Below are 23,719 nucleotides of genomic sequence, written 5' to 3'. Positions count from 1 at the left end.
TTTATATTTTTGGAATGTTTCTTTTTATTTTACTTACACTCAACCCCTGCATCAATACCAATGCTAGTGCCGGTATTCTGTAGATTGCAGACTTCTTGGGGTATGAAATTTAAGTTGTTGTTCCTTAAATTCAAGGTTCTAAGATTTATAAGGTTCCCCATTTCTTTTGGTATTGTTATTAAATCGTTTTGACTTAAATCGAGCGAAGATAAATTTGATAACTGTTCAATTTCGTATGGAATAACTTTTAAATCATTATACCTTAAGTCTAATATAATCAATGATTTAAATGGTTCCATGTTCTTCGGAAGTTCCTTGAATTTATTAAATGCAAGATTCAGATTTGTTATTTTGGTTAGCTGGCCAAACTCGGCGGGTAAACCAGTAAGCTCGTTTCCAGCGATATCTATATCTTCCAGATTAACAAGCTCACCTATTTCTTTGGGCAATTCTATTAGATTATTCTCATTCAACCTTAACCGCGTTAATTTTTTTAACATCCCAATTTCTGGTGGTAGGGATTTTATCTTATTAGCAACTAGAATTAATCTTTCTAAATTTTCCAAATTTCCAATTTCATTGGTTATTGAAGTAATATTATTGAAGTCTAGATATAGATGTGTTAGGTTATTTAATTTTAAAACTGTTGGCGGAATGTCTGTAAATACATTGCCACCTAAATCCAAAATTCTCAAAAAAGACAGCTGAAGAATTTCTTCTGGTATTGTTGTTAAAGAGTATCCATAAGTGCCCTCTCCTCCATCTCTGTTCTCAAGTAAATACAATCCTCTAATATTATTATTTTCGTCCACGCTTACACCTCGCCAACTAGTAATATCTGGGTCATCAAGATTCCATGGTAAGGTATTATTGGGATTTGCATTATAAATTGCAATTAAAACTTGTCTTTGTTTTTCTAGATTGGAAATGCCGATTACCTTATAATCTGTTATAGACCCATCTTCTGCGGTAACCTTATAAAGTATGGTATTCGTAAAATTTTGGGGGCCATCCCTATTAATAGAAGATTTTGGGGAAACCTCCAAAGTTGGCTGCAATAATGAAAGATCTACTCCATTCGTATATACGAATTCTATTGTTTTTAGATCCTCGTTAATAGTACCTTCAATGTCATCTGTAATAGATAAATTATCTTCGGCCTTGAATATGAAACTCAAAATTTGCTTTGATGAACTAAGGGTCAAAGTAATAATAACCTCATACGCTGTAGTACTCCCATCTTGAGCAGTAACTGTATAAGTAATAGGATCTGTAAAATCTTGAACTCCCAAAGGAGAAATAGTTGCTTCGGAGGAAGTTTCAATAAAGGGTATTAAGGCATTTAGTGAGGAATCTTCTGGTAAAACGACATTTATAGTTTTGGCATCTTGATCAATTGAGCCTATTATATCCTCATTTAAATTATCATTTTCATTTGCTTTGAACCCAAAAACCAAAATCTCTTTCTTATCACTAGGATTAATAGTTACCGTAGTTTTATAAACGGCCTTTGTGCCATCTTCGGCCATAACCGTATAATTGACCGGTGAAGAAAAATCCTTTGCTCCCGTTTGGTCAACAACGGCTTTTTCAGAAACCACAAGGGTAGGGGTTAAGGAATTAATATCTGTACCATTCGGCACTGTTGCGGTAATGGTTTTATTCTGTTCGTCTATTACTGCGGTCACATCTTCCGCTATGGCCTCATTTTCGTTTGCCTTGAACACAAAACTGGTAATTTGCTTGACACTACTTTTCACTGGTTCTTTCACCACTTCAGTGTCATCTTTGCTACAAGAAAATAAAGCGAATGCCATTAAATAGATACATAATATTTTCATGACTTATTTTTTTATGGGAGGGTGTTCATTTTTAATTTATCCTTTCAAACTCAATATATTCTTCGCCAACGTCAACCTGTTCAATGATGCGCATTAGGTTGTTGGCATTGGAGAAGGTGACCTTATCTGGTATCTGTGAATCACTTTCGGTTTGTTGGGTTTCCGAATTGAAATACTCAAAATCGAATCGATATTGTCCCGTAGCAATTCTAGTCCAGGTGCCCGTTATGATATAACTTTCATCGGGTACGCAACCGCCACCTGTTTCATCGTGAAATTCCGAGTAAGTGAAATTACCGTTAGAAGTCAAGATATACCTGCTCGTTTGTTCACAAGGGGTATTTTCAAAAGTCTCTGGTGTACCATCATTGGCAAAACCAACTTCCTTTATCGGTTTCCAAGTACCGATGATCAAATCTTGATCTTGAATATCCACATGTTCATTTGAGCAAGAAATTGAACCTATCAATGCCATAATGCAGCATGTTAAAGCAAAATGTTTCATAGTTAGAATGTATTGGTACTATGGTTGCAAGTTGCGTTCAAAAAGGCCGGAATACATCAGGTAAACTATCTGATTTTAAATCTCAGGGTTTTCCCTTGGTTTAGTGTGAAGAATGTTGGAAAATGGGACCTTAGGCCCATTAAAATAAAACTGCTCTAATTTTTATTGAAGCAGCAATATCGATTGTTGAATATTTTATCAACTTCTATGTACTAATATAGAAGTCAACCGATGGAGTACCTTCTGGAAATACACGATATTTTTTCAGCTACTTGATAAAAATGCAGATTTAGGATGAACTGTCCCTTAATATAATGAAGACACAAAACGATTCGCTTTTAAAGAATAGGGTATACTTGTACCATTTCTAATACCATCTAAAAATGATACGTGATACCCAAAGGATAACCAACTATAGATGATGCATCAAAAGATGAAGCCAATTTCATATTGATAGCAGCGGCGCCACCAAGAAAACCTTGCTGAAGATAGAAGTGCTATTAACTTCCCGTTAAGTTTACGATAGAATTGGACATGTATTTGTCCAGCAGAACGAGTAAAAAATTTGTGAAAATGTAAGATATGAAAGTTAATGGCCCAAAGGACTAAGTATACATTTTGTTTTTTTGGCTGATGCATATCATGGCAGCAACAAGATCTTCAATTTACTTTTAACGGTATACCATTTTGTCAAAAAAATTGATAATGAAGAAGTTAAAATGGATTGTTCCGTTGATTTCAGCAATAGGAATTGGGGTCTATTTTGTTGTTATCAAACCCAAAATTGATGCAAAAAACATCGCATTCACCTATACATCATTGGTAAAAGGAGATATTGAATCCATCGTTTCAAGTACAGGTACTTTGGAAGCGATCAACACCGTTGAAATTGGCACACAGATCTCAGGAACCATTAAAAGAATCTACGTTGATTATAACGACAAGGTTACCGCCGGACAATTGCTTGCCGAAATGGACCTGAAATTATTAGAGACCAATTTGGTGAGTGCCCAAGCTAATTGGGCAGTAAGTGAGGCACAATACAACCGTGTAAAGGACGAGTTTCAAAGAAACATGGTGTTGTTTGAAAAAAACGTTATTTCTGAGCAAGAATTTGTTGCCTCAAAGTATGCGTACGAGCAGGCCTTAAGTGCTACAAAAGCAGCATCGGCAGCCGTTAAAAACATACAGGTGAATATTCAGTTCGCCAGGATTACATCGCCCATAAGCGGAACGGTCATTGAGCGAAGTGTAGAGGAGGGGCAAACGGTAGCTGCATCCTTTGCAACCCCAAAAATGTTTGTGATTGCCGAAGACCTTTCTAAAATGCAAATTTTGGCCGATGTTGATGAAAGTGATATTGGCTACATTAAAAATCAAATGCAGGTACGTTTCACGGTACAGACCTATCCGGATAAACCGTTTTTAGGCCTTGTAAGTCAAATTCGCTTACAACCTATCCAAGTGAATAACGTAGTTAATTATCAGGTGGTTGTAGATGTCGATAATACAGAGGGACTGTTATTGCCGGGCATGACCGCGAACCTTGAATTTATTACCCAAAAAGCAAGCGACGTGTTGCTGATCAATAATTCGGCCCTGCGTTTTAGGCCTAACGAGCTGATGCTTGAAGATATAAAGCCGGTTTTAGAAGAGAAAGCCAAGGTACTGCCAGATGCAATCTATCAAAATTTTGTTAGAGCGATCCATAATGAAGAGACCTATGTGCCCGCACGATTCAAAAAAAGCTTACCCGCTACTACAGACGGATTTTTCTATACCGATGACAAAGGCAACATCGACTTTAAATTTATTGAAATAGGTATAAAAACAGGCTTGCAATCAGAGGTCAAACGGTTTTTTGATGGTTCCGAGGTATCGGAGGATATGAAGGCCATCAATGGTATTAAATCAAAAAAATAAGCACCCATATGCCAAACAAGAACGTGATAGAAACCAAAAATCTGGGCCGTGTATTTAAAAATGGGGACATTGAAGTGCATGCGCTTACGGACATCAATATTACCATTGAAGAAAACGAGTTTGTAGCCCTTATGGGATCCTCGGGTTCGGGCAAATCTACCTTGTTACATATTTTGGGCTGTTTGGACCAACCCACATCGGGCGCTTATTATTTGGACGGTGTGCATGTAAACCAACTGAATAAAAATCAGTTGGCGGATATCCGAAATCAAAAAATAGGCTTCATCTTTCAAAGTTATAATCTGTTATCGCGCACCACAGCGCTCGAAAATGTGGAGTTACCGCTGGTTTATGACAGAACGGGTCGTTTTTCCAATTCAAGGGAACGTGCAAAAAAAGCATTGGAACAAGTGGGGTTAGGAGATAGAGTTCATCATAAAACCAATGAACTTTCTGGCGGACAACAACAGCGTGTTGCTATCGCCAGGGCTTTGGTAAACGATCCGTCATTGATCCTATCCGATGAGGCTACTGGAAATTTAGACAGTAGAACCAGTATTGAGATTGCCGATTTGTTTGTCCGTCTCAACAATGCGGGAAAAACAATTTTAATGATTACCCACGAACCGGAAATTGCCCAGTTCGCAAAACGCATGATTTATTTAAGGGATGGTCGTGTATTGACCGATGAATGGATACAAAACAGAAGTACGAAAGAAAGTGCATTACAGGAGTTGGAGCTAACCCCCTAAGAAAATGAAACAGTTGCTAAAAACAGTCAAGGTCGCTTTTCAGTCCATCAACAAGAACAGGACGCGAAGCTTACTTACCACCCTCGGTATCATTATTGGTGTTGCGGCGGTTATTATGACCATTTCTGCAGGAGAAGGGGCCACGCAAGAGGTACAGAGCCAAATATCGGGCTTAGGCACAAATCTATTAATGATCGGCACCAAAACAGAGCATAGGGGAGGTATAGATGTACGAATGGGAAGGCCTATCGATGAAAGGGACTTTGATATGTTGCAAAAAAACTCCGTTTGGATGTCCAAATTATCCCCTATGGTAGCCAATGGCGTACGGGCCATTGGTCCGCAAGGAAATAAATCCACCACCGTTTACGGGGTTTCTTCAGATTATTTTGACATATTGAGCAGGGAACTAATTTCTGGGGATGGGTTTACGGAGGAGGATGTAAAAACGGCCCGTAAGGTCTGTGTCATAGGTGAAACCATTAAAAGGGAGCTCTTTGCAGGGGTGGATCCCGTAGGACGCCAAATACGGATCAACCAAGTACCCTTTACCATTGTAGGGCTTTTAAAAGAAGAAGGAAAAGGCACTATGGGGCAAGATCAAGATGATATGCTCATAGCACCCTATACCACCATTCAAAATAGACTTTACGGACGTAGAAGAGGCTACAATATGATTATGGCCAGTGCCTTAAGCGAAGATCATATTGCCGATGCTGAGATTGAGGCTACCGAGTTGTTACGGGAATCACATCGTATTTTAGAAGGGGAGGAGGACGATTTTGAAATTATGACCCAAGTAGAACTTCAAGAGATAACAGGAAATGTAACCGGTATCTTAACCTTAATTTTAGGGGCTATTGCCAGTATCTCCCTTATAGTTGGGGGGATTGGTATTATGAACATTATGTTGGTCTCCGTAACGGAACGTACCCGTGAAATAGGAACCCGTTTGGCCATTGGTGCAAGGGAAAGCGATATTCTGACCCAGTTTTTAATAGAAGCCATTGTACTGAGTTTAACAGGTGGTTTTTTAGGCATCATTCTCGGCATTATAGGCAATCAAATTATTTATAAGGCGACCAATTTTTATATACCCACAGCGGTAAATTCCATTTTGATCGGTTTTGGTTTCTCGGTCTTGGTAGGGGTTGTTTTTGGGTATTTCCCTGCCCGTAAGGCAGCCTTGTTAAATCCTATTGATGCCTTACGCTATGAATGATGTTATAGCACCCGAGGCAAATAACACTTGGTAGTTTAGTGATTCTAAAAAAATAAATCGGGTTTTGTGTGACAATCTTCAGTTGGTGCATACCAATGGTATACACAAAACTTTTAGTACCATGAAAGATACATCAAAAGAAAAAACCTTTCGAAAAGCCCTCAGTACGTTTTATGCATGTGAACTTCGCATTTTTAAACGCATTCTTGGGCTAAAGTGACTCTTTTGTTAGCGCATAGGCTTGTGGACCCTCATAAATAAATGATGGTCAAGTGGTATCTTACCTGGTCCCAAATAATCCCTTACATCCTAATATGATATCAAATGCAAGCATGCGGCGTTATACGCAAAGCCCTCTAGCTTAGTTGTTACAATTTCTCTTTTTTTTTTTCTAAAAACTATCTTTTAAAATGGGAATAGAACAGGTATTCTCCTGGCTGACAACGGTCCCTGAACGTAGTCGAAGGTGGTCCTTGAGCGACCTGTGCCGAGCGGAGTCGAGGTGAGCCGACGGCAGGAGGGGAGTGAAAGCGAAGCTTCATGAATTCCTTATTAAAAAATAACTAGTGATGAATAAATGTGGGTGGAATGGGAATCTCAGATTATATATAAGCCCAATACTTTGCTTATTAGTTTTACGTTAGAGATTAGTAATCAACAATTCTAAGTCTCGTACATTATGAAAAAAATACTATATGTTCTTTTGTTGTCCGTTTTTATAATTTCTTGTTCTTCAGATGATGATGGACCAACGTTAGTAGACGAACCGAATATAGCATTAGTAGGTAAACAAATATTTCGAATCGAGGATAAGGATTTAACTGCAAAAAGCCAATCCGTTGGAAATCAAAAAAAACTAGACCCCGCATTTGTTCTTTTGAGTATAAATGATGCTAGTGGAAATTCTATTCTTACAAGAGAAAAAGTTGTATTGGTCAAAGATGGTGACAGCTATGTAACTAATGAAATTACTTTAGAAGCTGGCACTTATGCAGTAACAGAATTCATTGTTACTGATGCAAATGATGTTGTAATTTTAATTGCCCCGAAAGAAGGTTCCGTCTTAGCCCAATTCACGACTAAACCATTACCCTTTGATTTTGTAGTAACATCCGATAAAACGAGGGAAACCGTTACTGAAAACATCAATACGGCGGGTTATACATCCGTTAATTTTGGGTATTCAGGATTAAGTTTAACATTCCCTAAAAATACTGATTTCTTTAGCGTGGTTGTCGATGAATCTGAGTTGCTTACAACAAAGACATTAAAATTAGAATCAATCACTGGGTCCATCTATTTAGTAGATTGGGGGGATGGTACTGTAGAAGAATACGTATCCACCATTAACGGGTCTGGAATCGAAAACGAGATATCGCATACGTATGCTCAAAACGGTGAATTTACAATAAACGTAAGTGGACCTGTTGCTGCTATTGAAACCTTAAGTTTTATTGGGGAAATCCCAAACGAAACCTATCAATATCAAACCAACGTATTAGGTATTGATGTGAGCAAATTACTCTTGTTGAAGGACTTGGGCATTTATACAGGTAAATTGACCGATATCAATATCTCAAAGAATACGGTTTTAGAAAACTTGTCTTTACGCAGAAATGCATTGTCGAGTATTGATCTTACTAACAACCCGAATTTGAAAGAAGTTTTTGTGGATGATAATGCCTTAACTAGCATTGATGTATCATCAAATTTGAATTTGGAAAACCTAAATGTCACAGCGAATCAATTATCGAACCTCGATGTATCCAATAATAGCAAGCTGCGCGTATTGAATGCGTGGGAAAATCAATTGAATTCGATAGACCTCTCCAATAACATAGACCTAAACCTTGTTAATTTAAACCATAATGCCCTTACAGCGATAAATATTTCCCAAAACCCGAATCTCCTTGAGATTATTGCTGGGGGTAATCAAATTACGAGTGTGGATGTTTCCAATAACCCAGAATTAAGACGTATCGATTTGTTTCAAAACCAAATCGCAAGTATCGATTTATCAACTAATTTGAATTTGAATGGTTTATATATTGATGACAACCAACTAAGTACTCTAAACCTGTCTAGCAATACAGAACTTGAATACTTGACGGTCGAAAATAATATGCTAAGCGAGCTGAATTTGGTATCTAATTCCAAAGTTTTTGTTGCTCATATAGGGGCGAATCAATTTAGTGCTGCAGAGCTGGATATCATACTTTCACAAATCTATGATCATGCGATTTTAACTTCGACCATGAACGGATATATTGATTATCAAAATACTCCTGGGTTCGCAGAAATTGACCCTACAACGATAGTAAAGCTCAATGAACTAGTAGCGGATTACAGCTGGACTTTTAATAACAACTAGTGCGTTGTTAGCAACCCGGTTAATTGTTATACACATTCTCACTGTCCTATCTAATTTACCGTGTTGGTCGGAAATCCAAAATACTTATATATCAATCTGTATCATAATGTTCCGCGTTATGTAACTTTGCTTAGGTAAAGCAAAGTTTTCTTCTACAAATTTCCCTGAAATTTTTCTTCTAAAAAGTTTCTTCTCAAAAGGTAATGGAACACTTATTAACTGACCGACGGTAGAAGGAGGGAAGGCAATGTGTGTGGAATGGTTTTTTTCTGCCAAACTCCAAAGTTCTAATCCGCTAATTACTGTAGACTAAATTGGTTCAATAATTTATGTATTTGATATACATGGATTTATGTTAAAAAAGACTATATTTAACTAGGTACTAATTTTTCCTTTAACTCTTCACGTTTTTGAAGGATAATTATACTCCTCTATTAAAATTACCTTCCCCCTTTGTACTAAATTAAATATTGAAAAATATTTGATTTTGAAATTAAACTCATTCTATTTCATTGATGCTAAATCAAGATTTTAGATTATTTGAAACGAATAAATTAAAACAATCATGCAGGAAGAAATATTCAGATTTTCAATTGTCCGCAATCCAAAACGCTATTCTTCTGAAAAACTTGAAACCTCGGTTATCCATCTTGTTGATGAACCCATTGAGAAATATCCTAATTATAAAAGTCTTCTTGAGGTCAAAAAGAAAAATCCGACTAGAGAGGAATTTATCTCCTTTCTAGAAAAAAGGCAGAATGATAACAACAACCTTACATTAAAGCAACTATCTGAATTAACGACCAAGATTCCCAAGTTTAGTGAGTGGTTGTTGACTCAGAATAAAATCAATAAAAAAGCCTTAGTTGAGAAATCGAAACAGTTGTTTGGTTCGCTATCCGATTTGGTCAAGTCATCAGATTTTAAAAAAGATAAATACTTAATTACTGAGAGCCTTCTTGTAGCGTCTATTATAGAACCAAAACAGCCGGGTTTGCGCAGCGAGTTAATGAGAGCCCGACGGCTTATCTTTTTATTGGAACTTCTTGCCAAAAAGAAAAATGTAGATACCACGGCTATTCGTAAAATTTTAAACACCACTATTTTATTACCCAGTGCTTTATTCCCAATTCCTAATAAAAACTCTGAATTACGAGAAAAAAGGGAAGCAGCTAGAAAAGAGCGAAAAGAAATAATCAAAAAAAGAACTACGGAAATAAATAGTGATTTAGAAAAGCTCAAAATTAATAACGAAGCCATAGAAGAACTCAAGGCAGCTTATTCCAAACATCTTTTCGAAGAAAAAAATAATGCTAGGAAAAACAATAAACCTAAACTGTCACTGTCATTTATACCTTCTAAAAAATTCGATAGGCTAAGTGTAAAAACAAAAAATGTCGTTAAAAATGATTTGAAGGTCTCAGATGATTCTCTGGATATTACTTTCATCGTAAACGCGATTGAAACCGAGAATAATAAGATATCACTTAGAATTAATGACGCCTTCGGACTTCGAGCAGATGCTATTCCTCCTGATCCTGCTATCCGTGTAGAGAAAACTTGTGGGCCTTGTCCAGTTGTCGTAGTTGTAGATAAAAAGGCAGAAAACAATTTTACCGGACGCACAAAAGGCAAGGTTGTTCCACTTGGAATGCAAGATTTAATGATTGTTCGTCAAGAATTTTTAAAATATGAAACAGGAGAAATTGCCCATATTGAAAATGTACTTAAAGGAGAAAGCAAATCAAGAAAGCATAGGGATTTGCATCGTGTGGAAGAAACCATATTCGAAGAAACAGAAAGATCGGAGGAAGTTGAAAAAGAATTGGAAACAACAGATCGCTTTGAACTGCAATCAGAAACCTCCAAGACAATAAGTCAAGACATCAGTAAAGACGCGGGTGTAACCACCACTGGAACTTATGGTCCAGTAACTGTAGAAGCTTCTGGTAATTACTCAAGCAACAATGCCATAGAGGAAAGCAGGAATTCGGCTTCAACGTATTCAAAAGATGTTGTCAATAGATCTCTTCAAAAGATTAGAGAACGGGTGTTGAAAAGGCGATCTAGAACGGATATTTCAGAAGTAGAGATTATTAATAAGCATAAAATTGATAATACACAGAATAACCCAAAAAATATCGCAGGTATTTATCGGTGGATCAACAAGTTTTATAAAGCCCAAGTGGTCAACTATGGTAAGCGCTCTATGCTAGAGTTCATGATACCCGAGCCTAGTGCTTTTTACCGTTATGCCCTTGAACAAAAACCCAATAATGATATTACCATCGAAAAACCAGATGAACCGGGGTTTTGTCAAAATGGTATATTTATTCCATTAAAACCTTCTGACCTAGATGCAACAACTTATATGTGCTTTGTTGGTAAATATGGGGTAAGTGATATTGTGCCGCCACCGCCTATGTTTATTGTGAAATCAGGTACTCTTACCCAGCATTTCGCTCCAGATTCTTCTAATCCAAAATCAGGTGAAAAATCGGAAATAATCACAATCCCTCAAGACTATAAGGCAATTACTGCTGAATATGTGATTGCGGCTGGTAGAGGACATGAAAAATCTGGTGTTAGTGGTAATAGTAATTCAAATTTTGGAATAAGGATAACCTGTGGCAATAATATTCTTTTATCTCAACAAGCTACAACTCACCCAGGAGCTTTTAAAAAATACGAAACTGCAACTACCAACTTTGGTGGAGAAATAGCTGTTCCAGTCTACGAAAACAGCGCATATCCATTTAATAGTGAGCTAAGCTTTGATGACCCCAAAAAACCACATGAACTTTTAAATGAAATTCAATTAGATGACGAAGAAGGCGAATTTAAAATTGCGATGACCTATGCGTCTGATATTTATTTATTTGCTATACTAAACGTTGCCATTAAATGCCAACGGAAAGATAATGCTTTTAAACAATGGCAAATAGATACATTTGATGCCATCATGAATGCCTATAATTCATTAAGGCTTGACTATGAGGAGGCCATACAGACCCAGGCGTTTCAAACTGATGTGGACATACAAGGAAAGAATCCTATTATCAATCGGGAGGTAGAAAAATCAGAGTTGAAAAAGCAGGCAATTTCCATTCTTACAGGGCAACAATATGAAAGTTTTAATGCTATGGATCAAGATTATGGACAAGGCCTAGGTTATCCCGAAATGGATTTACAAGATGCTGCTGAAGAAGGGTCATTTGTTCGATTTTTCGAACAAGCTTTTGAGTGGCGACACACCACCTATTTATTCTACGATTATTTTTGGGGTAGAAAAGACAAATGGGTCGATATGATGCATCTAAAGGATACTGACCCCGTATTTGAAAAATTCTTAAAAGCGGGTTATGCCAGGGTTTGGATTCCCGTACGCCCAGGTTTCGAAAAGGCAATATTACATTATATCCTTATGGGAGGAACACCTTGGATAGAGAAAGATGCACCAATATGTGAAGAAGAAGGAACCGAGGATATTTCGCTATTGCCAACAATTTCCATTCTCGAAGAGATGAAAGAACAACTGGATAATGATTTTACCGAAAGACCGGGTACTATTGAAGTTGAGAAAGGAAAAAAAGAGGTCATCGGTGACGATGATACCGATTTTTCTGAAGATGATGTCGACAGGGAGTTATTAATCAACTTAGAATCTTACCGAATTGCCGCGGTCGAGACCAAGAAAAAAATCCTCTTAAGGGATGCCTATCGGGGAGAAAATGCCAGTGGCATTGGTGTCACCTTGGGGCCAAAATACGTTGGAGAGCCATGGGTGGTGGAGGTACCTACTAGTTTGGTGTATTTGCAGGAGGATGGGAATTTAAATAATATGGGTTGATTTTACTATCATATACATCATAAGCAAACATGGATAAACCCGTAAGTATCGTCTCCAGAGAATTTCAATTAAAAAAAATCGGGGGACTTATAGATGTATTATTGGAAAATAGTAATAGAGTTCCTTTTTTAGAAAGAATTTATTATGAATGGAAAGTTATTCCAAGCTGGATTAACGTACAAATGACCATGGTGAATTATCAGATAGGATTGAATGAATATAATTTCAAAAAGGTGCTTCTGTTTCACGATATCGAAGAAATTATAGATAATGAAAAAGAAAGACTGAAAAGCTTATTTCCTGAAGAGGATTTTCTGATTATTAATCTAGAATTATATTTAAATATCCCCCGTAAATTAAATCGACAGCTAAATAGACTTAAATTTTATAGAAAGAGTTTTGACTATAGAATCTTGCTGATATCCATTCCCAAGTTGGCTAGTGAATACGCATTCGGAGAAAATGTATTTGTTGTGGATCAATTTGATTTTGACAAAAGTAATCTTACAAGAGAACATAAATCTAAGTTAGGATACCTTTCACAATACATTAAACGAACCTATAATCAACCAACCTCAGAGCATTATAAACCGGTAAAAAAAATACTAATTGATGGTAGAACGGATTTGGTTGGCGATGAGAAATATAACTTTGATCTAGGTGCTAAAAGAGCTTGGAACGTGGCGCTTTATTTAAAAAAAATCGTAAGATATGTTTCCATAAAAGACGAAGATGTAATAACTCAAGGAGAGGGAGATCCAGTTATTAATACAGACCAACCTGAAGGAAAAAATAGATTAGTTGGCATAAGTGTAGTATATCATCTTCCCGCTAATCTTGCTATTAGAGATGTTCAAAGCATTGTCTTAGATGTTTTGGAACAAAAAAAAAATAGATTGAACCCGGATTTCTATAAACAATATAAAAAATTCATTAATGACATGGGTGATGTTGTAAAAGATGACAAGTTTTTAACTGTTGAGGAATGGAGAAGTGCTTTACAATTTAAGAAAGAGATTCCGAGCTATAATGATATGAAGCACGGAAGGCAAATATTATTGAAATTTTACTATACTTCGAAACCAAATGATATCGAGCTGTATAAAAGAGCTGAAAGACTCTTTTTTACTCTTCAAGATTTTGTTTTTAAAATGACCGAACTTGAAAACAAAGGTATGGAGAAACAATTCTCTCCAAGAGGAAAGGTATATTATTTAAATAAGTGGGAAAAGCAATTACTAAGATTCTGGGATTTAAGACTTAATAAAAATTATTCCTATTTGAGTATATTCGAATGTTTTCGAAAGGATTGACTAGCCTAAAATTTTTAATATGACAAATCTTGACCCCAAAAGGTGAATTTCTTTAAAGAGGAGGCGGAAACGACACAAAGAGTCGACTTTTACATAATGTGAGAAACACCTTAAGTAATTGTTGAAATAGAGACGAGAAGTAGCAAGTGCTAAGAAATTATCTCGCAGAGTAATTTTTAGCTTTTGCGGCAAGCTGACGAAATGGTCGTGAAAAATTTGTTGACGGAAATTTGAAGCAAGACGAGAATTTGAAAATGGTGAAAAGGTTTTGCTTTTTTTGGCGTGGGCCAAGCCGCTGGAGATTGTGTTTAAAATAAATTGCCAATAGCAATTTGATTTTAAAAAGCAATGTGCTGTTGGCCGAGCGGCTATTTTACATAACGGCAAATTATAGATACAAATGAAAAGATGTGGCGCAACCGACCGCTAGGGAATGTTTCATGACCCTGTTCATAATTCCCATAAATAACAAAATGTTGAGGGATATTTTACATAATTGAAATGCGAAGCATTCACGAACCCCTTTAAATTAAATATAATGGCCGTGAGTAATTATGACCTACAGCCGTTAAGTAGCATTCCAGTAAAACGGCTTTGACATAATATCTGACGATATGAACCTAAAGGCGACATATCTGATATTATATCAAATACAAGCATGCGCCGTTTTACGACATATACCAATCTGTACTATAATGTACCGCGTTATGTAACTTGAGCTTTGGTAAAAGCGAAAGTTTGTACAGATCTCCCTGAAAAATTTCTCCTAAAATTTCCTTTTAAAAAATATAATGGAATACTGTTTTGCCGAACCCGCAGAGTGGGGAAGGTAAAAGTGTATGGAGTGGGAATATTCTTCTTTACTCTTTAAAAACAACAAATTTCCGTAATAAGTTACTTGTTAAAATTTATTATATTTAAACTCTCCCCCTTATATAATTACCATTTGTTCATAAACAAAACACTTCCATTTGAAACGGATAGTTCATAAAATAAAAAACAATTAAAAATATATGCTTGACCAGTCGTTCTCGTTGGAAAACTTTACCAAAATATTTGAAATAGAAAATCGAAAAGGAAACTTTATTAAAGAATACTATTCTGAAAATTTTCATGCTCTCTCCAATGAATTAAAGAATCAAAGAAAAATTATTAAAGAGTATAGAAGTAAAGGAGATATTGAAAAGGAGGATGAATATCTTTTAAAGCTTAATGAAATAAAAAAGGATATTGAGGACAGAAAAAAAAATGAACTAGAAATTAGTTTACAAGAATATGTGAAAAATGTAAACGATAAGGAATTTAAGTTTGTTTTCTCCAAATTCCTGCACGAAGAGAGTGGAAAGCATGTATATCCTACTGGAAATGATGGGGCTTCATTTTTTGCAATGAAACAATTGCAGTTTAATATAAAAAGGACATTTAAAGTTAAACAAGGCAATAGATATTTGATTTCTAAACAACTGCAAAGTTTGATAAAAGATGACTACCCAAAAATCATATTGAGAACTGACATAAGAGGTTTTTACGAAAGTGTTCTTCAAGAGAAGTTGTTGAGCATGATAAATGATAATCAATTATTAAGTCCAAAATCTAAAACCTTAATTAAGAGTTTGCTCTATAGTTATAACGAAATTACAAATCAATTAGACACACCTAAGGAAGAGCGAAGGGGTATACCAAGAGGGGCCGGTATCAGCGCATATCTAGCAGAACTATTTATGCGAGAGATTGACAATAAAATTAAAAGAAGTAACAATGTAGGCTATTACGCTCGATATGTCGATGATATTGTGATTGTTTATGTCCCCAATTGGCAAATTACCGAAGAAAAGTATTTGGAAGAAGTTAGAAAGATTGTTGAGGAATATGGTTTGACTTTAAATGAGAGTGCTGATAAGACAAAAATTATTGACACAGGGAAAAATGATTTATTCGAGATTGTTTTCTTGGGTTATATTTTTAGAATTGAGAATAAAAAGTATTTAGGAACTGCACTTTCTGAAAATAAAAAAAACAAATATGTCCGACGTATTGAAAAAACAATAGACACATATTTAATCCAAAAGGATTATTCCCAAAATGAAGCTTCAAAATTATTGATTCATAGAATGAATTACCTAACAAAAAACACACGTTTACATAAGCCAAAAAAAGGATTGGTTGGAATATACTATTCAAATAGTTTAATTGAAAACGATTGTTCTGATTTAGATTTCCTTGACAGTGAATTAAAAAGATTAGTCGATGAAAAATTACCAGTTGCATTATACCCTAAATTAAATATAAAGCTCAAGAGTTATAGTTTTAAAGATGGTTTCATAAACAAATCCTTTTTTAATATTAATTCCAAACGAAAGAATATTTCGGATTTAAGACCAGCTCCTTTAAAAGAGCTAAAGAAGTTGGACAATAATTTTGAACGAGTAATTTCAATTTGGAAATAAAATGAAGAGAAGCAAATTAAAATTACCGATTAAATACGCAATTGAAAGAGCTATTTTAAGTGATGTACTTCCATATGAAACACCCATAATATTTTCAAATAGACATTTCTACGAATTTTTAGTTAATCATAAAATAAAATTTGATTTTGGAGATAACTCCTTTAGCTGGATTGACTGTAAAGATGAAAATAGTATCCAGAAAGTAATAAGAATACTTTTCGATGCTAATGGGACATCACACAGAAATGGTCGCAAACTTAATTCATTTAGGAAAATCGCTTTCAATTACAAGATAACACATAAAGAAAAGGATTTTAGAGATTTAGCAATTCCACATCCCAAAAGCCAAATTGAGCTGGTATCATTCTATGAGCGATATAAAGAATTAATCCTTTATTATTCTAAAGAAAGTCCGTACTCCATAAGAAAACCTGATAATATTGCGAAGTTCGTTTATACAAATGACAATACATATGTTGAGAATAGGGGAGACGAGGATGATTTTGTAGAGGAAAGTGGAAAAGAATATAAAAGCTTGAAAACGTTCTTTACCTATAAAAGATTTTCTAATATTTATAAGTTCTACGAACATTATATCTACCATCGCGCTGAGAAGAAGTATGATAAAATGTCAAAGTTTGATATTGCTAAATGCTTCGATAGTATTTATACCCACTCCCTTTCATGGGCCTTAGCGGACAAGGAGTTTGTAAAGCAAAATAAGGATACCAAAACATTCGCTGGACAGTTTGACAAATTCATGCAGAACACTAATTATGGAGAAACCAATGGAATTATTATTGGTCCTGAATTTTCTAGAATATTTGCCGAACTAATATTACAAAGCATTGATAAACGAATTGAAAAGATATTAAGAGAAGAGAAGAAGATTTATCAAAAGACAGATTATGAAATCTATAGGTACGTTGATGACTTTTTTGTTTTCTATAACAATGAAGAAACCAAAAAAGAAATTTTGAATAACTATAAAATCCTATTAAAGGAATTTAAACTTTCATTAAATAATTCAAAAACTAAGGATTATGATAAACCTCTGATTACAGAAATAACAATTGCAAAGAATAAAGTTGTTAATCTATTAAATGATGGAATAAAGTTTAAAATTTTAAAAGAAAAGGAGAGAGAAGATAAAGAAATCCCAGAAGACAAGATATCCGATAAAGATTTTATTCCAAGAAAAAAAATATTAGTAAGTGATGTAGATATAAGGTGTAATTCAAACAAGTTGATTACTGAATTCAAAACAATTGTAGTAGTCTCAAAGGTTGCCTATAAAGATATCATGAACTATACTTTAGCGGTTTTTAGAAGTAATCTGTTACGTGACATTAAAAAATATGAGGAACATAAAAGAAGACTGGACAAAGATAAATTCAGTGGTTTATTAACTAAAGAGGAAGAAAAAAAATTAATAAAACAAGAATCAAATTTTACTAAATATATTGTTGAAATGCTTGATTTTGTTTTTTTTCTCTATGGTGTTTCTCCCAAGGTCAATTCCACAATTAAATTAGTTGGTATATTATCTTTTATTATCAAGTCATTTAAAAAAAGATATAGGTTCAAGTTTGATGAACCTATAGAAGGCAAAACTTATAAATTGATAAATCAATTCGATAAGTTGAATCAAGAAGTTGTGTTTAAAAAAATTTTAGATGAAATAACCTTGATACTTGATAAGAGTAAAATAGATGAGCATTTACAGATTGAAACGCTATATCTTCTAATTGTATTAAAAGAGCTGGGTAAAGAATATAGATTAACTAAAGAACAGCTTGTCAAATACCTTAATTTAAAATTAGTGAAACAAGATGATGGTACAGATGTATATGATTTTAGAAATAGCATTAACTATTTTGTAATTATAGTTTTACTTTTTTATTTTAAAAATATTAAGGAATATACCGTACTTAAGGAGATATTAAAAAAAGCAATAATTAGCAAAATAGAAGCTATAGAAGAAGATAAGCGAACCAAATATTCCGAATTGGTACTTTTATTTTTTGATTTAATTAGTTGTCCCTATCTTAATGAAGATAATTATAGCTTCAAAAGGAGGATATTAGATTTATTTAATATTAAAACTGATAAACAAGAGTTCATTAAATTTGTTATGAAACAAAGGTATTGGTTTACAAAATGGGATAATTTTAATTTAGTTGAAGAAATGAATGCTAAAAGCTCATTAGAGCCTTATTCCTAATAAAAAAGGACGCACCAGATGGAATTTGCAATTTCGATTGCCACACACAAGCGTTCTAATATGTCCGTTAAAAGACAATCACAAAGTTAGTTTTATCTGGGACTAACTTTTTTTATTTGTATCAATGAAAAGATATTTATCTAAATCAAGGTTCAAATTAGGTTTGGAATGTCCAACCAAACTTTATTATACAAATAAAAAGGAATATTCCAATCAAAAAAAAGATGATGATTTTCTTGAGGCATTGGCCCAAGGCGGTTTTCAGGTTGAGGAATTGGCTAGATTGGAGTTTGATGGAGGTATACTTCTTGAAGGTAAACCATGGGAGTATAATTTATTATTGGAAAAAACCAATGAATTATTAAAACAGGAGAATGTTATTCTTTACGAACCTGCCTTTTTGTATAATAATTGTTTTGTCAGAGTAGATATTTTAGTCAAAAAAGGTGATGAAATAGAATTAATTGAAGTCAAAGCAAAATCAATAGATTCCAATGAAGAATATTCTATTTTAGGAAAACGGGGAGGGCTAAGAAGTGAATGGAAGGCCTATATGTTTGACATTGCTTTTCAAGAATTTGTTATACAAAATAACTTCCCAAATTGGTCAATTAAACCTTTTCTAATGTTAATTGACAAAAGTAAAACAGCAACGGTTGATGGTTTGAATCAAAAATTTAGAGTAACATCTAATTCAAATAATCGAACGGGAATAGTTGTTAAGAAAGGAACTACTAAAAATGACATAGGAGAATCTATATTAGCTAAAGTTCCTGTTCAATCAATTATTTACAATATTAAATCTGGAGTTTTTAAATATAATGAAGAATTATCCTTTGATGATGCTGTTTCTTTATTTACAGATAATTATTCAAAGGATATCAAGATGAAAACTCCTTTAAACGTAAAATGTAAAAGCTGTGAATTCTATACGGTTAATGAGACCAATTTAAAGAGCGGATTTGTTGAGTGTTGGACAGAACAATTAAATATTCCGGAACAAAAAATTATTAATGACCCAAAAGTATATGAAGTTGGTAATTTTAAGTCAGCTTCCAAATTGATGAAAGAGGGAATATACTTTATGAAAAATATTTCGGCAGATGATATATCTATTGTGTCAAAACCTTATGGACTATCATTATCCGAAAGACAGTGGATACAAATAAGTAAAGTTAAAGAAAATGACAATACACCTTATATCGATGTTGAGGGGTTAAACCTAGAGATTAGCGGCTGGAAATTCCCTTTGCATTTTATTGATTTTGAAACATCTACAGTTGCAATTCCATTTAATAAAGGAAAAAGACCTTATGAGCAAATTGCTTTTCAATATTCACATCATAAAGTTTCGAAGGATGGAAAAATTTCACATGAATCTGAATATCTTAATACTAAAGCAGGTAGTTTTCCAAATTTTGATTTTTTGAGAAGCTTAAAGAGCTCCTTATCCTCAGATAAAGGAAGCATATTTAGATATTCATATCATGAAAATACGGTTCTTAATGCAATTTATGAGCAATTGATATCTTCAAATGAAAAGGATAAGGAAGAATTGATTGTTTTCATTCAGTCTATTAGCCATTCAAGAAAAGGAAGTAGTATTACATGGGTGGGAGAAAGAGACATGATAGACTTATGTGAGCTAGTTAAACTATATTATTATGAACCTCAAACGAAAGGTTCAAATTCTATCAAAGCAATATTACCAGCAGTTTTAAATACTAGTGAGTACTTAAGAAGCAAATATTCTAAACCAATAAAAGAGATTTCTTTATCTAGTTTGAATTTTAATGATAGTAAGGTGTTTGTTGAATATGATGAGAATAATAAAGTTATTAGCCCATATAAAAGCTTACCACATTTATTTGATAATTGGAGTGAGGATCAACTGGATAATTTAATTTCAGATTTGGAAGGAGTAGACAATGGAGGTGCCGCATTAATAGCATACTCGAAATTACAGTTTCAAGAAATGAGTGATGCTGAAAGGCTAGAAATAAGAAGGGCATTATTAATGTATTGCGAACTGGATACTTTAGCAATGGTTATGATCTACGAGTTTTTAAGAGACAATGTTGCTCGATTTAGTAGTATAAAATATAACCCTGGGCAATCTTAGTTTTGAAGAATTTTAAACAGTATTTAAGGGTAGTGGCGAGAAGAAAATGCGGGCGAGTAGGGGAGTGAATTTGTGGCTGACACAAAGAGCCATTGCCCTGGGCTTTGTGTTGGGGCGTGGAACGCCTAAATAGCGAAGCTATTAAGACACAAAGGGAGCGGGGAAGCATATTTTCTTCTTGATTTTTTGTTTCTTTTTTATCAAGAAAAAAGAATAGTATTAATATTTAAAACATACTTTACAAAATGACTTTTAACTCTGAAATAACGGTAGACACTATAGTTCAAATAGTAGGTTTCGCTCTAGCAATTATAGCTATTTGGCAAACTTTTAAGCAGATGAAAGAATCATCAAGGGTCAATAGAGTCAGATTTATATATGATTTAACTAACGATTTATTTGCTGATGATAAAATAAGAGAGTTCTTCTATAAAATTGACTATGAAAAGTTTGAATTCGAATTCGATGATAAAAAAATAGAGAAATTCAAAGGCAGCGATGAGGAAAGATGGTTAGATACAATTCTATATCGATATGATGTAATAGGAAGAATGGTTAGGACAGAAACAATGCCTCTAAAAGATATTGAATACATTCTTTTCGAAATTATCCAGGTTTACAAGAACAAGGACGTAAGAAACTATCTCAAGTGGTTGGACGGAGAATTTGATACACATGGAAAACTTGGAAAGAGTAAGAGGAAAAGAGCTCATGACGATTTTAGATGGCTCGCAGAAAAGATTCAAGAGAGAAGTTTAGAGGATTGACTTATGCAAACTGATACTTTTAAATCTTTGGAAATTAGGAATTCCGACGAACTTTTACCTTACTTATTTAAGTATGATAATCAAAAGGACTCTTATCTAAATTCACCATATTATTTTTTGCTAACAGGCAGAAAGGGATTAAAAGTAGTCATAGATGATAACAATTCTATTATATTCTCAGAACATCCAAACTTGGATGATGAAACCATTATATTTCCTCCGTCGAACAAAGAGGAAGTTTCTTTTTTAAACTCTCTTCTTGGTTCAAGTAGTAATCTTTTCAAAAGTAAAATTAGAATAATAAGATGTGATAAAATACATCAAGATTTTATCGCTAAAGGAATTTCTGAAAAGTATAAATTAAATACGGTAGAAGAGAAGTTGTTGGATTGGAAGTATCCGTCAGTCATTATTTCAGTAGAAAATGTCGTGAAAATGAAGGGTAAGAGCTTTAAAGATTTACGATATAATGTCAACAAAGTAGACAGAAATGAAGTTCTCTTTGTGGAGTATCAAAGTGATTTACATTACAAAGATTCTCTAAAACTCATTAGTAAATGGAGCAATAGAAACGTCTCTCCTTTATTTAATGAATTTAATTTGGCCGCCCCTTATATTTTCCTTTTGAATCAATTAGCTAATGCTAAAGTTCTTAAAGGTTATGTCTTGTATTACAAAAAGAGTTTGGTGGCCTTAAACATCTTAGATAATGTATTGAATAATCAGGAAGAGTTAACCTCATTAGCTTTTTTAGCAGATATTGATTTTAAAGGTATTCCCAGTTTCATGCGTTATCAAGTATGTAATTTTTTGAAAAATAAAGGTGTTAATACAATACATATTGGAGGCTCCGAAACGTTTGGTTTGTATAAGTTTAAAAAGAAATTGGTTCCCTTAGTACAGTTAGATTTAAATTCAATAACAAACAATTAAAGTATAAATCAGTAAACGATTTAGCAAGTGCTTAGAAATTTATGCTATAGCAAAATTTTAAGCTTTTGCGGCAGGCTGACGAAAGGCCCATGAAATTTTTCTTTTCCAAATTTCCAATTAAACCAAAAAGGTTTCAATAAAAACGGAAAGCTGAGCTTTTAATGGCGCTGGCCAAGTGGCTGAAAATGGCATATAAAAGAAAATGTGAAGACATTTTACTTTTATCAAAGCCATAAGCGTTGGCCGAGCGGCTATTTTACATAACGGCAAATTATAGATACAAATAAATTATTTCGCCGTTCGCAGCACACCGCTTAATTAGTTTAATGGCCCTGTTGAGAATTTGAATAAACAGAAAACTGTTGAGGGATATTTTACATAATAGAATTATAGCTTACGAATATGAACAAACTTTTCAGTAAAACGGCTTTGACATAATTGTTGACGATATAGAACACTGGCGTGTCGCTATATCTACAATTATATCAAATACGAGGTATGCGCCGTTTTACGCTATAAACATATTTGTACTATAATTTATATTATGTAAAATAGAATATTTAAAGTACCATATAGATTATCAGTCCATCGCTGATTCCCGCCAACCTTTTCAATCATCCACAGGATAATCAAAAACGATTGCGTATGTAAAATAGAATATTTAAAACTCGACATCTTACTTAGTCCATCACTGCTTCCCGCCAACCTTTTTAATCATTCACAGGATAATTAAAAACGATTGCGTATGTAAAATAAAATATTTGGGACCCGTAATTAACCACGTGCTTCAAACCAACTGCCCATGCGCTGGAAACCTATTCCACGTTCTTTAGCTCCTTTACTTTTCCCGTGTACCGAATTCTATTTCGATGTGAACTGGCAATGCGTACCGTACTATTTAATTTTGGTGATAGTTCAACCGTAATAGAAAAAGATTCTGTACCGTCGTTCACATCAAAACTTATATCATAGCTATGCTTCATCGCATTTTCTGCTATTTGAACATCGCTAGCCTGGGTATCAAATACTATCCCTGCATCGGTGCCATAACCGCCACCCATTTGTTGCTCCCCAAAATACGGTAGGTTCGCGGATACCTTTTCTCCATCCATTTGAATGAAATACCCATCCCCTTTAACGTCAATACGGTTCATGGTATTGCCCGGTGGCAGTAACCCACTATTGGCAATTTGTGCCAAAGCGGCAGTTACCATAGGCTCTGCCGTTTGTATCTCTATTTTAAATGCATGATCGGCTACCATTTTCTCCAGTCTGGGATTAGGTCTAACCGTTTTTTGTGAGGAAGTACACCCTAAAACCATGATGCCAATTAAAACTACCCCCAATATCCTATATAGTGTCATAACTTTAAATTTATAGTTAACTAACTGTAATACAGCAATTTTTATACCAAAAGCATCTAATTTTATTGATAAAAATGATTCTAAA

General features: G+C 34.3%; 14 protein-coding genes. 11 read left to right on the top strand and 3 right to left on the bottom strand.

Going from position 1 to position 23,719, the window contains the following annotated elements; translation table 11 throughout:
- Nucleotides 1-29: 29 nt before the first annotated feature.
- On the bottom strand, nt 30-1,841 hold the full coding sequence (locus ACOCEA_RS09130) for a leucine-rich repeat domain-containing protein (protein WP_420755923.1): 1,812 nt from the start codon (nt 1,839-1,841) through the stop codon (nt 30-32).
- A 31-nt stretch (nt 1,842-1,872) separates the two neighbouring features.
- On the bottom strand, nt 1,873-2,316 hold the full coding sequence (locus ACOCEA_RS09125; protein ID WP_420755922.1) for a lipocalin family protein: 444 nt from the start codon (nt 2,314-2,316) through the stop codon (nt 1,873-1,875).
- A 735-nt stretch (nt 2,317-3,051) separates the two neighbouring features.
- Here ACOCEA_RS09125 and ACOCEA_RS09120 point away from each other — a divergent pair.
- The 11 genes from ACOCEA_RS09120 to ACOCEA_RS09070 all read left to right on the top strand — a co-directional run bounded on the left by ACOCEA_RS09120 (nt 3,052) and on the right by ACOCEA_RS09070 (nt 22,270).
- Entirely contained in the window at nt 3,052-4,269 is a 1,218-nt protein-coding gene (locus ACOCEA_RS09120) for an efflux RND transporter periplasmic adaptor subunit (protein ID WP_420755921.1), read from the top strand.
- 8 nt (nt 4,270-4,277) lie between these two features.
- The gene (locus ACOCEA_RS09115; RefSeq protein WP_420755920.1) at nt 4,278-5,021 is read left to right on the top strand and encodes an ABC transporter ATP-binding protein; all 744 of its coding nucleotides are present in this window, start codon (nt 4,278-4,280) and stop codon (nt 5,019-5,021) included.
- A 4-nt stretch (nt 5,022-5,025) separates the two neighbouring features.
- Nucleotides 5,026-6,243, top strand: a complete 1,218-nt coding sequence (locus tag ACOCEA_RS09110; RefSeq protein WP_420755919.1) for an ABC transporter permease — start codon at nt 5,026-5,028, stop codon at nt 6,241-6,243.
- Nucleotides 6,244-6,922: 679 nt separating this feature from the next.
- Nucleotides 6,923-8,614 carry a leucine-rich repeat domain-containing protein gene (locus tag ACOCEA_RS09105; protein ID WP_420755918.1) on the top strand — a complete coding sequence of 564 codons (1,692 nt, stop codon included), beginning with the start codon at nt 6,923-6,925 and terminating at the stop codon, nt 8,612-8,614.
- Between the two features lie 565 nt (nt 8,615-9,179).
- The gene (locus tag ACOCEA_RS09100) at nt 9,180-12,464 is read left to right on the top strand and encodes a hypothetical protein (RefSeq protein WP_420755917.1); all 3,285 of its coding nucleotides are present in this window, start codon (nt 9,180-9,182) and stop codon (nt 12,462-12,464) included.
- A gap of 29 nt (nt 12,465-12,493) precedes the next feature.
- Nucleotides 12,494-13,777, top strand: a complete 1,284-nt coding sequence (locus ACOCEA_RS09095; protein WP_420755916.1) for an OmpA family protein — start codon at nt 12,494-12,496, stop codon at nt 13,775-13,777.
- Nucleotides 13,778-14,790: 1,013 nt separating this feature from the next.
- Nucleotides 14,791-16,224 (top strand): antiviral reverse transcriptase Drt3a, encoded by a 1,434-nt coding sequence (gene drt3a / locus ACOCEA_RS09090; protein WP_420755915.1) that lies wholly within the window; start codon nt 14,791-14,793, stop codon nt 16,222-16,224.
- A gap of 1 nt (nt 16,225) precedes the next feature.
- Entirely contained in the window at nt 16,226-18,448 is a 2,223-nt protein-coding gene (drt3b, locus tag ACOCEA_RS09085; protein ID WP_420755914.1) for an antiviral reverse transcriptase Drt3b, read from the top strand.
- Between the two features lie 124 nt (nt 18,449-18,572).
- Nucleotides 18,573-20,570: a DUF2779 domain-containing protein gene (locus ACOCEA_RS09080; RefSeq protein ID WP_420755913.1), complete on the top strand. Its 1,998-nt coding sequence runs from the start codon at nt 18,573-18,575 to the stop codon at nt 20,568-20,570.
- A gap of 338 nt (nt 20,571-20,908) precedes the next feature.
- Nucleotides 20,909-21,337 (top strand): hypothetical protein, encoded by a 429-nt coding sequence (locus ACOCEA_RS09075; RefSeq protein WP_420755912.1) that lies wholly within the window; start codon nt 20,909-20,911, stop codon nt 21,335-21,337.
- 3 nt (nt 21,338-21,340) lie between these two features.
- Nucleotides 21,341-22,270 (top strand): hypothetical protein, encoded by a 930-nt coding sequence (locus ACOCEA_RS09070; protein ID WP_420755911.1) that lies wholly within the window; start codon nt 21,341-21,343, stop codon nt 22,268-22,270.
- An 815-nt stretch (nt 22,271-23,085) separates the two neighbouring features.
- Here ACOCEA_RS09070 and ACOCEA_RS09065 read toward each other — a convergent pair.
- Complete coding sequence (locus ACOCEA_RS09065) at nt 23,086-23,634, bottom strand: DUF4251 domain-containing protein (protein ID WP_420755910.1); 549 nt, start codon at nt 23,632-23,634, stop codon at nt 23,086-23,088.
- Nucleotides 23,635-23,719 lie beyond the last annotated feature (85 nt).

The organism is Maribacter luteocoastalis (genome assembly GCF_048890225.1).
GTDB classification, from domain to species: domain Bacteria; phylum Bacteroidota; class Bacteroidia; order Flavobacteriales; family Flavobacteriaceae; genus Maribacter; species Maribacter luteocoastalis.
The sequence above is the reverse complement of the archived record's forward strand: the minus strand, read 5'-3'. Positions and strand labels throughout refer to the sequence as shown.